The organism is Streptomyces sp. NPDC048473 (assembly GCF_043200155.1).
Classification (GTDB): domain Bacteria; phylum Actinomycetota; class Actinomycetes; order Streptomycetales; family Streptomycetaceae; genus Streptomyces.
Window position 1 is genome coordinate 109,527 of the sequence record NZ_JBICXE010000011.1, and the last position, 14,880, is coordinate 124,406.

The 14,880-nt window shown below is 69.5% G+C and carries 13 protein-coding genes and 1 pseudogene; 11 read left to right on the forward strand and 3 right to left on the reverse strand.

The window, feature by feature from the left end; genetic code table 11:
• Positions 1 to 141: 141 nt before the first annotated feature.
• A pseudogene (locus tag ACGFU7_RS20185) lies at positions 142 to 732 on the reverse strand (ATP-binding protein); the annotation flags it as partial.
• 172 nt (positions 733 to 904) lie between these two features.
• Here ACGFU7_RS20185 and recG point away from each other — a divergent pair.
• From recG to mutM, 8 genes are all read left to right on the forward strand, one after another.
• A complete protein-coding gene (gene recG, locus ACGFU7_RS20190; protein WP_393697365.1) occupies positions 905 to 3,121 on the forward strand; it encodes an ATP-dependent DNA helicase RecG in 2,217 nt (738 codons plus the stop codon).
• Positions 3,122 to 3,272: 151 nt separating this feature from the next.
• The gene (gene rsmD, locus ACGFU7_RS20195; RefSeq protein ID WP_393697366.1) at positions 3,273 to 3,857 is read left to right on the forward strand and encodes a 16S rRNA (guanine(966)-N(2))-methyltransferase RsmD; all 585 of its coding nucleotides are present in this window, start codon (positions 3,273 to 3,275) and stop codon (positions 3,855 to 3,857) included.
• A 26-nt stretch (positions 3,858 to 3,883) separates the two neighbouring features.
• Positions 3,884 to 4,363, forward strand: a complete 480-nt coding sequence (gene coaD, locus ACGFU7_RS20200) for a pantetheine-phosphate adenylyltransferase (protein WP_393697454.1) — start codon at positions 3,884 to 3,886, stop codon at positions 4,361 to 4,363.
• Positions 4,364 to 4,461: 98 nt separating this feature from the next.
• A complete protein-coding gene (locus ACGFU7_RS20205) occupies positions 4,462 to 5,535 on the forward strand; it encodes a cell division initiation protein (protein WP_393697367.1) in 1,074 nt (357 codons plus the stop codon).
• A gap of 147 nt (positions 5,536 to 5,682) precedes the next feature.
• Entirely contained in the window at positions 5,683 to 6,348 is a 666-nt protein-coding gene (locus ACGFU7_RS20210) for a YceD family protein (protein ID WP_393697368.1), read from the forward strand.
• Positions 6,349 to 6,350: 2 nt separating this feature from the next.
• Positions 6,351 to 6,524 carry a 50S ribosomal protein L32 gene (gene rpmF / locus ACGFU7_RS20215; protein WP_003965982.1) on the forward strand — a complete coding sequence of 58 codons (174 nt, stop codon included), beginning with the start codon at positions 6,351 to 6,353 and terminating at the stop codon, positions 6,522 to 6,524.
• Between the two features lie 19 nt (positions 6,525 to 6,543).
• Positions 6,544 to 7,368, forward strand: coding sequence for a ribonuclease III (gene rnc / locus ACGFU7_RS20220; RefSeq protein ID WP_393697369.1), 825 nt, complete (start codon positions 6,544 to 6,546; stop codon positions 7,366 to 7,368).
• 81 nt (positions 7,369 to 7,449) lie between these two features.
• On the forward strand, positions 7,450 to 8,331 hold the full coding sequence (gene mutM, locus ACGFU7_RS20225) for a bifunctional DNA-formamidopyrimidine glycosylase/DNA-(apurinic or apyrimidinic site) lyase (RefSeq protein ID WP_393697370.1): 882 nt from the start codon (positions 7,450 to 7,452) through the stop codon (positions 8,329 to 8,331).
• On the opposite strand, the gene ACGFU7_RS20230 is transcribed toward mutM, so the two are convergent.
• Positions 8,283 to 8,696, reverse strand: coding sequence for a winged helix-turn-helix transcriptional regulator (locus ACGFU7_RS20230; protein ID WP_393697371.1), 414 nt, complete (start codon positions 8,694 to 8,696; stop codon positions 8,283 to 8,285). The two genes, mutM and ACGFU7_RS20230, sit on opposite strands and share 49 nt — an antisense overlap.
• Before the next feature lie 75 nt (positions 8,697 to 8,771).
• A complete protein-coding gene (locus tag ACGFU7_RS20235) occupies positions 8,772 to 9,719 on the reverse strand; it encodes a CAP domain-containing protein (protein ID WP_393697372.1) in 948 nt (315 codons plus the stop codon).
• Positions 9,720 to 9,864: 145 nt separating this feature from the next.
• Between ACGFU7_RS20235 and ACGFU7_RS20240 the strand changes: the two genes are divergently transcribed.
• From ACGFU7_RS20240 to smc, 3 genes are all read left to right on the forward strand, one after another.
• Positions 9,865 to 10,146, forward strand: a complete 282-nt coding sequence (locus ACGFU7_RS20240) for an acylphosphatase (RefSeq protein WP_393697373.1) — start codon at positions 9,865 to 9,867, stop codon at positions 10,144 to 10,146.
• A 439-nt stretch (positions 10,147 to 10,585) separates the two neighbouring features.
• Positions 10,586 to 10,798, forward strand: a complete 213-nt coding sequence (locus ACGFU7_RS20245) for a hypothetical protein (protein WP_018551753.1) — start codon at positions 10,586 to 10,588, stop codon at positions 10,796 to 10,798.
• Between the two features lie 326 nt (positions 10,799 to 11,124).
• Positions 11,125 to 14,754 (forward strand): chromosome segregation protein SMC, encoded by a 3,630-nt coding sequence (gene smc / locus ACGFU7_RS20250; RefSeq protein ID WP_393697374.1) that lies wholly within the window; start codon positions 11,125 to 11,127, stop codon positions 14,752 to 14,754.
• Positions 14,755 to 14,880 lie beyond the last annotated feature (126 nt).

Sequence of the window (14,880 nt, forward strand, 5' to 3'; positions counted from 1 at the left end):
CGCCGAGTTGGGCGGCGACCCCGGCCGTCTTGGCCTCGTACTCGACTGCGTACCACGGCAGTCCGGCGTCATTGGTCCCGGCGGCGGCCCGCTCGTACAGCTCCAGTGCGCCCCGCACATCGCCCCGGTACGCCGCGACGTCACCGTGGTGCCGGGCTCCGGGCGTGCGCTGTCGGGCAGGGTACGGACGGTGTACGAACCGTCGTCGCGGGCGCACCACTCCACGGGCGGCGAACCGGGCGTACGCGCCGAGCGGCTGACCACCCGGATCTCGGCCGCGACGACGAAGCACGCCAGCAGCCCGATACCGAACTGGCCGAGGAACTCGGCACGCGCCGAGGCCGGCCCCTCGGCCCCGTCGCGTTTGGAACTGCGGCCGATCGTCGCGAGCAGGCTGTGCACATCGGTCTCGGTCAGGCCGATCCCGCTGTCCTCGACCCGCAGCCGCCCGCCGTCCGCGTACAGCCGCACCAGGGCGGGCGCGTCCGGCTGCTCGACGCGGCGGGCCGTGATGGCGTCCACGGCGTTCTGCAGCAGCTCACGGAGGTAGACACGAGGGGAGGAGTAGAGAGGGTGGGAGAGGGGATCGACCAGTCCGCGCAGATCCACCTGGAAGCAGTCCGCGCAGATCCACCTGGAAGGTGTGCGGCGACCGATCGGAGAAGGACTCGGAGTATTCGAAGGACTCGGAGTATTCGGGGACGCGGAATTCGCTGGGGTCTCAGATGTCATCGTCGCAGCGCCGGTGGGGGACTGGCGACGGCGCGGGTCGGGCGATCCTGTGAAAGGTGATCGCGAGCCGGAAGCGTGGGAGCCGATCCTGGGGGCGTGGCGACAAATCTGACCAGGGGATTCCGGTGTCCGCGTGGTGCCCGCCGGACATCTGTCAGTGGTGTGGTGTGCAATGGATCGCGTGTCTGCGTTCGATGAACCCCTCAAGAAGCTGCTCGGCGGAGCCACCGCGAAGGTGATGGCCGACCACCTCGACCTGCACACGGTCGGTGATCTGCTGCACCACTACCCGCGGCGGTACGAGGAGCGCGGCCGGCTCACGGCGCTGACCGACCTCCCGCTGGACGAGCATGTGACGGTCGTCGCCCAGGTCGCCGACGCCCGCATCATGATGTTCAACCAAGGCCGCGGCAAGCGCCTCGAAGTGACCCTCACCGATGGCAACGGCCGCCTCCAGCTGGTCTTCTTCGGCCATGGCGTCCACAAGCCGCACAAGGAGCTGCTGCCCGGCCGGCGCGCGATGTTCGCGGGCAAGGTCTCCGTCTTCGCCCGGAAGATGCAGCTGGCCCACCCCACGTACCAGCTGCTGGACGCCGAGTCCATCGACGGGGCCGAGGCCACGGAAGCGGTGGACGCCTTCGCCGGGCGGCTGCTGCCGATCTACCCGGCCTGCAAACAGCTGGACTCGTGGCGGATCGCCAAGGCCGTCGACACCGTGCTGCCCAGCGCGCGGGAGGCCGTCGACCCGCTGCCGGCCGGTCTGCGCGAGGGCCGCGGGTTCACCTCGCTCCCGGAAGCGCTGCTGAAGGTCCACCGACCGCAGACCAAGGCGGACATCGCACAGGCCAGGGACCGGCTGAAGTGGGACGAGGCCTTCGTCCTCCAGGTCGCGCTGGCCCGCCGCAGATACGCCGACACCCAGCTCCCGGCAGTGGCCCGCAGGCCCAGGCCCGGCGGACTGCTCGACGCCTTCGACGCCAAGCTGCCCTTCACCCTCACCGAAGGACAGCAGAAGGTCTCCAAGGAGATCTTCGACGACCTGGCGACCGAGCACCCGATGCACCGGCTCCTCCAGGGCGAAGTCGGGTCCGGAAAGACCATGGTCGCGCTGCGCGCCATGCTCGGCGTCGTCGACGCGGGCGGGCAGGCCGCCATGCTCGCGCCCACCGAAGTGCTCGCCCAGCAGCACCACCGCTCCATCACCGAGATGATGGGCGAGCTGGCCGAGGGCGGCATGCTCGGCGGCTCCGAGCAGGGCACGAAGGTGGTGCTGCTCACCGGCTCCATGGGCGTCGCGGCCCGCCGCCAGGCGCTGCTCGACCTCGTCACCGGCGAGGCCGGGATCGTGATCGGCACACACGCGCTGATCGAGGACAAGGTGCAGTTCCACGACCTGGGCCTGGTCGTCGTCGACGAACAGCACCGCTTCGGGGTGGAACAGCGCGACGCGCTGCGCTCGAAGGGGAAGCAGCCGCCGCACCTGCTGGTCATGACGGCGACCCCCATTCCCCGTACGGTCGCCATGACCGTCTTCGGCGATCTGGAGACGTCCGTACTGGACCAGCTCCCGGCCGGCCGCTCGCCGATCGCCAGCCATGTCGTACCCGCCAAGGACAAGCCGCACTTCCTCAGCCGCGCCTGGGAACGGGTCCGCGAAGAAGTGGAGAACGGGCACCAGGCCTATGTGGTCTGCCCCCGCATCGGCGACGACGCCGAGGACGAGGCGGCGGGCAAGAAGGGGAAGAAGAAGGCGGCCGAGGACGACGGCGAGAAGCGCCCGCCGCTCGCCGTCCTGGAGATCGCCGATCAGCTCGCCAAGGGCCCGCTCGCCGGTCTGCGCATCGAGGTGCTGCACGGCAGGATGAACCCCGACGACAAGGACGACGTGATGCGCCGCTTCGCCGCGGGCCAGGTCGACGTCCTCGTCGCTACCACCGTCATCGAGGTCGGGGTCAACGTCCCCAACGCCACCGCCATGGTGATCATGGACGCCGACCGGTTCGGGGTCTCCCAGCTCCACCAGTTGCGCGGCCGGGTCGGCCGCGGCTCCGCCGCCGGACTCTGTCTGCTGGTCAGCGAGGCCCATGAGGCGAGCCCCGCCCGCGCCCGGCTCTCCGCCGTCGCCGCCACCCTCGACGGCTTCGAGCTGTCCCGGATCGACCTCGAACAGCGCCGCGAGGGCGATGTCCTCGGCCAGGCCCAGTCCGGGGTCCGCTCCTCGCTGCGGATGCTCACGGTCATCGACGACGAGGAGGTCATCGCCGCCGCCCGCGAGGAGGCAGTCGCGGTCGTCGCCGCCGACCCGGAGCTGGAACACCTGCCCGAGTTGCGGATCGCGCTGGACGCACTGCTCGACAAGGAGCGCGAGGAGTACCTCGACAAGGGGTGACAAGGGTTAGTAAGGGGTGACAGAGGAGTACCTGGACAAGGGGCGACAAGGGGGAATGGGTGCGCAAGCCCGATCCGCCACGACGCCATATCGTGGTGGCACGGCGCCGCAGCACCCTGTGGGCCACCCACGAACCGAGGACCAGACACCCATGACCCGCGTGATCGCCGGCTCGGCCGGCGGACGCCGCCTGGCCGTCCCGCCCGGCACCGGCACCCGCCCCACCTCCGACCGTGCACGCGAGGGGCTCTTCTCCACCTGGGAAGCGCTCCTGGGCAGCCTCCACGGCACCCGTATCGCGGATCTGTACGCGGGCTCCGGCGCCGTCGGCCTGGAGGCGCTCTCCCGAGGCGCGGTCCACGCCCTGCTCGTCGAGGCCGACCCCAAGGCCGTCCGTATCGTCCGGGACAACGTCCGCACACTCGGCCTGCCCGGCGCCGAAGTCCGTACCGGCAAAGCCGAACAGATCGTGACGGGACCGGCGCCCGCGGAGCCGTACGACGTGGTGTTCCTGGATCCGCCGTACGCCGTGACCGACGGCGATCTTGGCGAGATACTCCTCACACTCCGTGCCCAGGGGTGGCTCACAGCCGACGCCCTCGTCACCGTGGAACGCAGCACCAGAGGCGGAGAATTCAGCTGGCCCAAGGGATTCGAGCCACTGCGGGCCCGTCGCTACGGCGAGGGAACGCTTTGGTACGGTCGCGCCGCCTCTACGTGCGAAGACGCACGATGACCGGACCGGAGAGCGAGGGAATCAAGTTGCGCCGCGCCGTCTGTCCGGGGTCATTCGACCCCATCACCAATGGACACCTCGACATCATTGGCCGCGCCTCGAAGCTGTACGACGTCGTACATGTCGCGGTGATGATCAACCAGTCCAAGAAGGGCCTGTTCACGGTCGAGGAGCGGATCGACCTGATCCGTCAGGTCACCGCGGACTTCGGCAACGTCGAGGTCGAGTCCTTCCACGGCCTCCTGGTCGACTTCTGCAAGCAGCGCGACATCCCGGCGATCGTGAAGGGCCTGCGGGCCGTCAGCGACTTCGACTACGAGCTGCAGATGGCCCAGATGAACAACGGCCTCTCCGGCGTCGAAACGCTCTTCGTGCCGACCAATCCCACCTACAGCTTCCTGTCGTCCTCCCTGGTCAAGGAGGTCGCGACCTGGGGCGGCGACGTCTCCCACCTGCTGCCCCCGATCGTGCACGAGGCCCTCACCGAGCGCCTCGCCCAGCGCTGAACAACTGACGAACCGTCACCAGGTGTCGGGCGGGCGCCGGCTGGCCGTACAGTCGTCCCGTCCGTCTCCAATCGGCTGTAGAGAGTGGCGAGCACACGGTGGACGTGCAGAAGAAGCTCGACGAGATCGTCGAGGCGGTCGGGAACGCCCGGTCCATGCCCATGTCGGCTTCGTGCGTGGTCAACCGCGCCGAGCTGCTCGCGATGCTCGAAGAGGTGCGCGAGGCACTGCCCGGCTCGCTCGCCCATGCCCAGGAGCTCATCGGCGGCCGGGAGCAGATGGTCGAGCAGGCCCGTCAGGAGGCCGAGCGGATCATCGGGACCGCACACGCCGAACGCACCTCGCTGATCTCCGGGACCGAGGTCGCCATGCAGTCCCGCAGCGAGGCCGACCGCATCCTCGGCGAGGCCCGCCGGGAGGCCGAGGAGGTCCGCGCCGAGGCCGATGAGTACGTCGACAGCAAGCTCGCCAACTTCGAGGTCGTCCTCACCAAGACCATCGGCTCCGTCGACCGGGGCCGCGAGAAGCTCCTCGGCCGCGGCCAGGCCTTCGACGAGCAGGGATACGAGGACCCGGACTTCGCCGAGGCCCCCGAGCGCAGCACCGACCCGGCCACGCTCCAGCGCCGCGCGGACGAGTACGTCGACACCAAGCTCGGCGCCTTCGAGGCCGTGCTCGCCAAGACCCTGGAGGCGGTCGGCCGCGGCCGGCAGAAGCTGCACGGCCGGGTCGCCACCGACGAACTCGGCGCGCATGTGGCCGCCCAGGACGCGGCGGGCAACCAGGGACACATGAGCGACGAGGACCACTGGGCCGGCCTCGCCGAGCTCTCCACCCCGGAGCCGCAGCCGGTGCACCAGCAGGCCCAGCCGCACTTCCCCGCCCAGGCCCAGCCGAGCTACGCGGAGACGTACGCGTACCAGGAGCAGCCGCAGCAGGACGTCTACGGGTACCAGCAGCAGCCGGACCCGTACGCCGCCTATCAGCAGCAGGGCTACGACCAGAGCCAGGCCCAGGTCCCGGTCCAGGGGTACGACGGCTGGCAACAGCAGCCCATGCAGCCCCAGCAGGCGCTCCAGCCGCAGGGTGAGAGCGCCCTCGACGAGACCAGCCTGTTCGACACCGGCATGATCGACCTGGACCAGCTCCGCCGGTACGAACAGGAGCGCTGACCGGGCGCGAAAGGGGCCCGGCGGACCGGATTGGGAGCTGGGCGGCGCGTCCAGTATCCTGGCTCTTCGGTCGCGCGTATGTCCGCGATCCCGGCTGCCCGTTTCGAATTCGAATCCGGTCGGCCCTCCCCACGATGCGCGATGCACATGATTTCGAAAGCAGGAAAAGCCCTGAACGGCCACCTCGACCACCGAAACCCCCTCGTGTTCGATACGCACGAGCTGGGTCGGCGTCCCGGTGCCCTCCAGCGGCTGACCCGCTCGGTGGACGCCCCCGCCGACCTCGGCATCGACGGGGTCATCGGTGTGCCGGAAGGCGCACCCGTGGAGCTGGACCTCCGTCTCGAATCGGTCATGGAAGGGGTGCTTGTCACAGGCACCGCCCGTGCGTCGGTCGAGGGGGAGTGCGTAAGGTGTCTGGAGCCGCTGCGCCAAGAGGTTGCGGCGGACTTCCAGGAGATGTTCTCGTACCCTGACGCCGATGACCGGGGCCGCAGCAGCAAGGCGGAACCGGCCGACGACGCCGAGGACGACGAGGACAGGCTCTTCATCGAGGACGGCCTGTTCGACCTCGAATCAGTGCTGCGCGATGCGGTGGTGCTCGCACTGCCGATGCAGCCGGTGTGCCGGGAGTCCTGTGCCGGTCTGTGTTCCGAATGCGGAATCAGGCTGGACGAGAACCCCGGTCACCACCACGATGCCGTCGACATCCGTTGGGCGGCATTGCAAGGACTCGCCGACACCGTTCAGGACGGCGAGAAGGACAACATGGGCGGCGCCGAAGCGGGCGTCGACGAGAAGCAGGAGAAGTAGCCGTGGCTGTTCCGAAGCGGAAGATGTCGCGCAGCAACACGCGCCACCGCCGGTCGCAGTGGAAGGCTGCGGTCCCCACCCTGGTTTCGTGTGAGCGTTGCCAGGAGCCGAAGCTGCAGCACATCGCGTGCCCCAGCTGCGGCACGTACAACAAGCGCCAGGTCCTCGAGGTCTGAGCGGCTGGTGAGAGGCCCGATGTCTGAGTTGTCCAACGCCAAGAAGCAGGCAGACAACGTCAACACAGCCTCGTCCCACACGCTTCTGGAAGGGCGGCTCGGGTATCACCTCGAGTCCGCCCTTCTGGTGCGTGCGCTGACCCATCGTTCGTACGCATACGAGAACGGCGGTCTGCCCACCAACGAGCGGCTCGAATTCCTCGGGGATTCGGTGCTCGGCCTGGTGGTCACGGACACGCTGTACCGCACCCACCCCGACCTGCCTGAAGGCCAGCTGGCCAAATTGCGGGCCGCGGTGGTCAACTCGCGTGCACTTGCGGAAGTGGGCCGCGGCCTCGAACTCGGCTCCTTCATCCGGCTCGGCCGCGGTGAAGAGGGCACGGGTGGCAGGGACAAGGCGTCCATCCTCGCCGACACCCTTGAAGCGGTGATCGGCGCGGTCTACCTCGACCAGGGTCTCAGCGCGGCCTCGGAGCTGGTTCACCGGCTCTTCGACCCGCTGATCGACAGGTCCTCGAACCTCGGCGCCGGCCTGGACTGGAAGACCAGCCTCCAGGAACTCACCGCGAGCGAGAGCCTCGGAGTCCCCGAGTACCTCGTCACGGAGACCGGCCCGGACCACGAGAAGACCTTTACTGCTGCTGCTCGCGTCGGTGGTGTCTCGTACGGCACCGGCACCGGCCGTAGCAAGAAGGAAGCGGAGCAACAGGCGGCGGAGTCCGCCTGGCGCGAGATCAGCGCCGCCGCGGAAGCGCGGGAGGCTGCGGCGAAGGCCGCTGCCGACGGAGGGGCCGCCGACACCCCTACCGACCCGTCGCCGTCCACGGACGTCGCTCCGGCCTGACCCGAGAACCCCTCGGTGCCCTGCGCACCGAGGGGTTTTTCCTGCCCGGATACCCTGGAAAGATCCCTGAGGAGACACACCGTGCCCGAGCTGCCCGAGGTCGAAGTCGTACGACGCGGTCTTGAGCGCTGGGTCACCGGCCGCACGGTCGGCGACGTCGAGGTGCTGCACCCGCGCGCGGTCCGCCGGCATTTCGCGGGCGGCGTGGACTTCGCGGCCAGGCTCGGCGGCGCCCGCTTCGGAACGGCCATGCGACGCGGCAAGTACCTCTGGGTACCGCTGAACGACGCGTCCAGCTCACTGCTGGGCCACCTCGGCATGAGCGGCCAGCTGCTCGTACAGCCGCAGGACACCCCCGACGAGAAGCATCTGCGCATCCGGATCCGCTTCGACGACTCCCTCGGCACCGAGCTGCGCTTCGTCGACCAGCGGACTTTCGGCGGGCTCTCGCTCCACGAGAACACTCCCGACGGGCTGCCCGACACCATCGCGCACATCGCCCGCGACCCCTTGGACCCGGCCTTCGACGACGCGGCGTTCCACACGGCCCTGCGGCTGCGCCGTACGACGGTCAAGCGTGCCCTGCTCGACCAGTCGCTGATCAGCGGAGTCGGCAACATCTACGCGGACGAGGCGCTCTGGCGCACCAAGCTGCACTACGACCGGCCGACCGCGACCCTGACCCGCCCCAAGTCGGCCGAGCTGCTGGGCCATGTCCGCGACGTGATGAACGCGGCGCTCGACCAGGGCGGCACCAGCTTCGACAGCCTCTACGTCAATGTGAACGGCGAGTCCGGCTATTTCGACCGCTCGCTCGACGCGTACGGACGGGAGGGCGAGCCCTGCAACCGCTGCGGTACGCCGATGCGCCGCCGCCCGTGGATGAACCGCTCCAGCTACTTCTGCCCGCGCTGTCAGCGACCGCCGCGCGCGGCGGTCCAGCTCTTGCGGGCCTCGTCGTAACGGCTGCGGGCCCGGAGCACCTCGGGCATCCGGCCCTCGACGAGCTCGATCAGTCCGAGCAGCCGCTCGGCGACCTGCCGGCCCAGGGGCGTCAGCTCGTAGTCGACGCGCGGTGGATTGGTCGGCTGGGCCTCGCGGTGGACCAGACCGTCCCGCTCCAGGGCGTGGAGTGTCTGCGAGAGCATCTTCTCGCTCACCCCGTCGACCCGGCGACGGAGCTCGTTGAAGCGGAAGCCGCCCTCGTACAGCGCTCCCAGCGTCAGACTGCCCCAGCGCCCGGTGACATGCTCCAGGGTGCCGCGTGAGGGGCACTGCCTGGAGAACACATCAAAAGCGAGCGCGTCCAGACGGGTGTTCTCGTCCATGCGGACCAGCGTACGCCCGCACAGCGCTCACCGCTGGGGTGCGCTTTCTCCAGGTGAGTGGTGAGCCGGTGGTACTCAGAAGCCGAAGTCCTGGGTCCACCAGGGGCCGCCCGTACCGAAGTGCACGCCGACGCCGAGCGTCTTGTAGTCGCAGTTGAGAATGTTTGCCCGGTGGCCGTCGCTGCTCATCCAGGCGTCCATCACGGCCTGTGCGTCGGCCTGGCCGCGGGCGATGTTCTCGCCGCCGAGCCCCTGCACACCGGCCTTCGACGCGCGGTCCCAGGGGGACTGGCCATTGGGGTCGGTGTGGTCGAAGAAGCCGCGGGCAGCCATGTCGTCGCTGAAGTTCTGGGCGAGCGAGGCCAGTGGGGCGCTGGCCGTCACCGGGCTGCAGCCGACCTTCGCGCGCTCCTGGTTGACCAGGGCGAGCACAGCGGCCTGCGCGGAGGTGGCGGCGGGCGTCGGCGCCGCGGACTTGCGGGCGGCCGGAGTGGAGGCCGCGGACGTCGGTGCGGCCGACGACTTCTCGGCCGTAGCCGGGGCGGTGCTCTTCCCGGCTTCCGTCGCAGCGGACTCGGACGACGTCGGAGACTGGGACGGCTTCGCCTGCCCGGTCGGCTCGGACGTCCTCGACGGGGAGGCGGACGACGGCGCTCCGGTGGGGGACTCCGCCTTCGTCGGGCCGTCGGCGCGACCGACGCCGCGGCTGGCCGAGGCGGACGCCGTGGCGCGGTCGGCAGGCGCGGTGGTGGAGCCGCCCTGGGTCAGCAGATCCGGGGCCCCCTTGGTACGCACCTGGTCGGCAGCCGTGCCACCGCCGACCGTGTAGGTGCCGCCGCCGGGCAGCAGACCGGAGGCGACCGCCACGGCTCCCACGGCAAGGGCCGCGGACACGCCGATCAGTCCCGTACGAACAGGTATCCCGGACCGCTTCCTGCGGCGCGCACCCCGGTGCCGGCCCGCGTCCCCCGCCGCATGGTTCTCAGCGGGAGGAACTGCGGCGGAGCGTCGATGGCGTCCCATCTGCTGAGCCCTTCTGACGGTCTGGACGCCGCTCTCGGCGTCAACATGACTCACCCGATGGGGTGAGGCTATTGCGACGGGACTGTAGCCGATGCCCTATCGGCAGGAAGTGTTCCGAGAGCAATTGGCCGGTTAGCGTTCGGGCATGAACGAAGAGGTACGGCTCACCGCCTGGGTACGCGGCCGAGTACAGCAAGTAGGGTTCCGCTGGTTCACCAGGGCAAACGCCTTGGAGATCGGTGGCCTCACCGGATTCGCCCTCAATCTCGACGACGGCAGGGTGCAGATCGTCGCCGAGGGACGACGTGAGAATTGCCACCGTCTGCTGGAGTGGCTGCGCTCGGACGACACACCCGGCCGCGTTGACGGAGTCACTGAGATCTGGGACACCCCGCGCGGTGGCTATGAGGGCTTCGCGATCCGCTGATCCGGGCTCGGTCAGGGGGCGTCGCGGGAGCCTGTGTTCGGACTGTGTTCGACGCGCGGCGTGGGGTGACGGGGCGGGCGCTCATCTGCGTACACATGAAATGACCTGCGCAATGACCGGGTGGTTGCCAAGATTCGGCCGACATGCCAGGCTGCGGCAGTAAGGATGATCTCCACGCCCCTCAGGGCCCCGCAGGAGAGTCGCGCCGCATGATCGCCAAGCCGCGCACCCCCGGGCCGCCCGTCTCTACAGGGTGTGATCGTGTTGACCGTCAAACTTTTTGGTGAGACGCTGAAATCCCCGCGCACCTTAGCTGTTTGGCAGAGCTGTTTGGCAGCAGAACAGCAGTGAATACAGAGCACTGCCGAGCACCGCGGGTGCGATTCCCTCACGACCCACACCGCATCGGTCGGTCACTCAGTGTGGAGGACCATCCATCATGGCAAAGGCGCTTCTCGGTTACGTCGGCGGTTCCGACCCGCGACTCCTCGCCGAGATGCGACGGCTCCAGCAGCGCGTCCAGGATCTCGAATCCGAGCTCGTACGGATTCAGGACGAGAACGACGCACTCAACGCCGCCGCCCAGCACCAAGAGTCGCTGCTCGACAGCATCGACATCGACGTACCTCAGGCGGAGCCGGCGCTGACCTGACCGATGGCCCCCAGGGGCCGGTCAGCTGTCCGCGTCAGCCGTCCGAGATCATCACCCGGATCGTCGCCGGATCATTGAAGATCACTGCTCTTGATCTGTCACCTTCGTGACATGCCCTTGATCCGTCATGGGCTGCACCAGCAACACCGCACACGCAACACCGCACAAGAATTACAAGGGGCGCCTCGGCGTCCCTTCTTTCTTTTCCGCTCGGAATGCTCGGACCTGTGCGGGACCCGCCCCGGACGTACACCCCTTCCCTTACCGTCTGATGTGCCCTGCACCTTCATCAGCGAAACCGAGAGCGAAAGGTAGAGTCCGGCGGCGTGCACCTCAAGGCCCTGACCCTGCGTGGTTTCAAATCGTTCGCCTCCGCCACGACGCTGCGGTTCGAACCCGGCATCACGTGCGTCGTCGGTCCCAATGGGTCCGGCAAGTCCAATGTGGTGGACGCGCTCTCCTGGGTCATGGGGGAGCAGGGTGCCAAATCCCTGCGCGGCGGCAAGATGGAAGACGTGATCTTCGCCGGCACCACCGGGCGGCCGCCGCTCGGTCGGGCGGAAGTATCGCTGACCATCGACAATTCCGATGGCGCACTGCCCATCGAGTACGCCGAAGTGACGATCACTCGGATCATGTTCCGCAACGGCGGCAGTGAATACCAGATCAATGGCGACACCTGCCGGCTCCTGGACATCCAGGAACTCCTCTCGGACTCCGGTATCGGCCGCGAGATGCATGTCATCGTCGGCCAGGGGCAGCTGGACTCCGTACTCCACGCCGATCCGATGGGGCGTCGCGCATTCATCGAGGAAGCCGCGGGCGTGCTCAAGCACCGCAAGCGGAAAGAGAAGGCGCTGCGGAAACTGGATGCGATGGGGGCCAATCTGGCCCGCGTCCAGGACCTGACCGACGAGCTGCGACGCCAGCTGAAACCTCTGGGCCGGCAGGCGGCCGTGGCGCGCCGGGCCGCCGTCATCCAGGCCGATCTGCGCGACGCCAGGCTGCGGCTGCTCGCCGACGACCTGGTGCGGCTGCACACCGCGCTGAGCAGTGAGATCGCCGACGAAGCGGCGCTCAAGCAGCGCAGGGAGGCCGCGGAGGCGGAGCTCAAGGCCGCCCTGGCGCGCGAGGCGGAGCTGGAGGACGAGGTACGGCGGCTGGCGCCGCGGCTCCAGCGGGCCCAGCAGACCTGGTACGAGCTGTCGCAGCTGGCCGAGCGGGTGCGCGGCACGATCTCGCTGGCCGACGCCCGGGTGAAGAGTGCCACCGCCGCACCCGAAGAGGAGCGGCGCGGCACGGGATTCAGGGACCCTGAAAGCATGGAGCGCGAGGCCGCCCGGATCCGTGAGCAGGAGGCGGAGCTGGAGGCCGCGCTGGAGGCGGCGGAACACGCACTGGAGGACACCGCCGCCCACCGGGCCGAACTGGAAAGGGAGTTGGCGGCCGAGGAGCGCAGGCTCAAGGATGCCGCCCGTGCCATCGCGGACCGCCGTGAAGGACTCGCCCGGTTGAACGGACAGGTCAACGCGGCCCGCAGCCGGGCCGGTTCGGCACAGGCCGAGATCGACCGGCTGGCCGCTTCCCGCGACGAGGCGCAGGAGCGGGCGGTCGCCGCCCAGGAGGAGTACGAACAGCTCAAGGCCGAGGTCGAGGGCCTGGACGCGGGCGACGCGGAGCTGGGTGAGCGGCACGATGCCGCCAAGCGGGAACTCGCGGAGGCGGAGGCGGCGCTCTCCGCGGCCCGGGAGGCCGCCACCGCCGCCGAACGGAAGCGGGCGGCGGTCGCGGCCCGTCATGAGGCACTGGCCCTCGGCCTGCGCCGCAAGGACGGCACGGGTGTGCTGCTCGGCGCGCGGGACCGCCTGTCGGGCCTGCTCGGCCCGGCCGCGGAACTTCTGACGGTGGCGCCGGGGCACGAGGTGGCGGTGGCGGCGGCACTGGGCGCGGCGGCGGACGCGGTCGCGGTGACGGATCCGGCCACGGCAGCGGAAGCGATCCGGCTGCTGCGCAAGCAGGACGCGGGGCGGGCGGCGCTGCTGTTGGGCGGGGTGCGGGGCGGGGTGCCTGATCAGGGTGGTGTTGGTAGTGCTGGTGGGGCCGGTGGTGTCTCTGGTGCTGAGGGGGTCGATGTGGCCGGAGTGTCCGCCGGAGGTCCGCCCGCAGTGGCCGACCTCGTCCGCGGGCCCGCCGAACTGGTGGGCGCCGTAGGGAGGCTGGTGCGGGACATGGTGGTCGTCGGCACCCTGGAGGATGCCGAGGACCTCGTCGCCGTACACCCGGAGCTGACGGCCGTGACCGCCGAGGGAGACATCCTCTCGGCCCACTTCGCGCATGGCGGTTCCGCCGGGGCGCCGAGCCTCCTCGAAGTGCAGGCGTCGGTCGACGAGGCCGCCGCTCAGCTGGAGGAACTGGCCGTGCGGTGCGCGGAGTTGACCGAGGCCCAGCGGCTCGCGGGGGAGCGGCGCAGCGCGAGCGCCGGGCTGGTCGAGGAGTTGGGGGAGCGGCGCCGGGCCGCCGAGCGGGAGAAGTCCGGGGTGGCCCAGCAGCTCGGGCGGCTCGCCGGGCAGGCCCGTGGCGCCGCGGGCGAGGCCGAGCGGATGACCGCGTCCGCCGCCCGTGCCCAGGAGGCGCTGGAGCGGGCTACCGAGGAGGCCGAGGAGCTGGCCGAGCGACTGCTCGTCGCCGAGGAGATGCCGGTCGAGGAGGAGCCGGACACCGCCGTACGCGACCGGCTCGCCGCCGACGGTGCCAACGCCCGCCAGACCGAGATGGAGGCCCGCCTCCAAGTACGTACCCATGAGGAGCGGGTCAAGGGACTCGCGGGCCGCGCGGACTCCCTCGACCGGGGCGCCCGCGCCGAACGCGAGGCCCGCGCCCGCGCCGAGCAGCGCCGCGCCAGGCTGCGGCACGAGGCGGCGGTGGCCTCCGCCGTCGCGCCCGGCGCCCGTCAGCTGCTGGCCCATGTCGAGGTGTCCGTCGTACGGGCCGAGCAGGAGCGGGTCGCGGCCGAGGCGGCGAAGGCGGAGCGGGAGCAGGAACTGGCGGCCGAGCGCAACCAGGGCCGCGAGCTGAAGAACGAGCTGGACAAGCTCACCGACTCCGTCCATCGCGGCGAGGTGCTCGGTGCCGAGAAGCGGCTGCGGATAGAGCAGCTGGAGGCGAAGGCGCTGGAGGAGCTGGGCGTCGAGCCGGCCGGGCTGGCCGCCGAGTACGGCCCCGACCAGCTCGTACCGCCGTCACCGGCCGCCGAGGGCGAGGAGCTGCCGGAGGATCCGGAGCACCCGCGCAACCAGCCGAAGCCGTTCGTCAGGGCCGAGCAGGAGAAGCGGCTGAAGTCGGCCGAACGGGCGTATCAGCAACTCGGGAAGGTGAATCCGCTCGCCCTTGAGGAGTTCTCGGCGCTGGAGGAGCGGCACAAGTTCCTCTCCGAGCAGCTCGAAGACCTGAAGAAGACCCGGGCCGACCTGATACAGGTCATCAAGGAGGTCGACGAGCGGGTCGAGCAGGTGTTCACCGAGGCGTACCGGGACACGGCCCGTGAGTTCGAGGGCGTCTTCTCACGGCTCTTCCCGGGCGGCGAAGGGCGGCTCATCCTGACCGACCCGGGCAACATGCTCGCCACCGGTGTGGATGTCGAGGCCCGGCCGCCCGGCAAGAAGGTCAAGCGGCTCTCGCTGCTGTCCGGCGGGGAACGCTCGCTCACGGCGGTGGCATTGCTGGTCTCGATCTTCAAGGCCCGGCCGAGCCCGTTCTATGTGATGGACGAGGTCGAGGCGGCGCTCGACGACACCAATCTGCAGCGGCTGATCCGGATCATGGAGGAGCTCCAGGAGAGCTCCCAGCTGATCGTGATCACGCACCAGAAGCGGACGATGGAGGTCGCCGACGCGCTGTACGGCGTCTCGATGCAGGGCGACGGAGTCTCCAAGGTCATCAGCCAGCGGCTGCGCTGAGCCTTTACTCAATCTTCAAGACTTCAACGTACCTTTTGGGCGTTCTTGGGTAGATGTGCGTCAATACGCCAATCTTGACTTCGAAACTTGAACGAATAGTCTCTGCAACGTCGTCTTTACGTTCAA